Here is an 810-nt window from a genome sequence, read left to right on the forward strand (position 1 = left end):
ACTGAAAGCTGGCGGGGCTTATGTGCCCATTTCCCCTGAATATCCACCGGAGCGGGTGCAGTTTATTCTGCAAGATACCAGAAGCCCGTGTGTACTCACTCAGCAACAGCATCTGACGACCCTCGCGGAATATACCCAGGCACTGGCGGAATCACCAATACTGATAGCGGCAGATGACCAGATAATAACCACAGGCCGCACCGTAGAAAATCTGGCGCCGGTCAATAACCCTGCCGATCTGGCCTATATCATCTACACCTCCGGCACCACGGGGCAACCCAAAGGTGTCATGATCGCGCATAAAAATGTGGCTCATCTGGTTGCGGCACAGGCAGAACTGTTTGATATCACAAAGCGAAAAAAAACCTTAATGTTTGCCGCGTATGTTTTTGATGCTTCGGTTTCCGAACTGTTTCTTAGTTTATTAAATGGTCTGACGGTTTATCTGTGCAGTGAAACCGAACGTAATGCCCCCGCGGTTGCACACCTGATTCAGCGTGAAGGTATTGAATTAGCCACCTTACCGCCCGCCATGCTGAAAATATTAATCGGCACTGAGTTACCCTCCTTGCAGTTATTGGTGACCGCGGGAGAATCACCGTCCGCAGATTTTCTTGACTACTTCAGTTATCACAGTGGGGTACTGAATGCTTACGGCCCAACCGAAGTTACCGTTTGTGCCAGCGGAAAGCACTATCAACATGGAGAGGCTGCCAGCAATATTGGTAAGGCCATCAATAATGTCCGTCTTTACGTCCTTGATAGTCACAACAACTTATCCCCTATCGGCGCATCGGGCGAGTTGTATAT

Annotated in this window: 1 protein-coding gene; it reads left to right on the forward strand. The window is 49.5% G+C overall.

What is annotated here, in order from left to right; all coding sequences use genetic code 11:
* The coding region (locus Xets_RS19465; protein WP_187652384.1) for an AMP-binding protein at positions 1–810 on the forward strand (810 nt) is incomplete at both ends.

The sequence above is a fragment of the Xenorhabdus sp. TS4 genome (assembly GCF_014467265.1).
Taxonomy (GTDB): Bacteria; Pseudomonadota; Gammaproteobacteria; order Enterobacterales; family Enterobacteriaceae; genus Xenorhabdus; species Xenorhabdus ehlersii.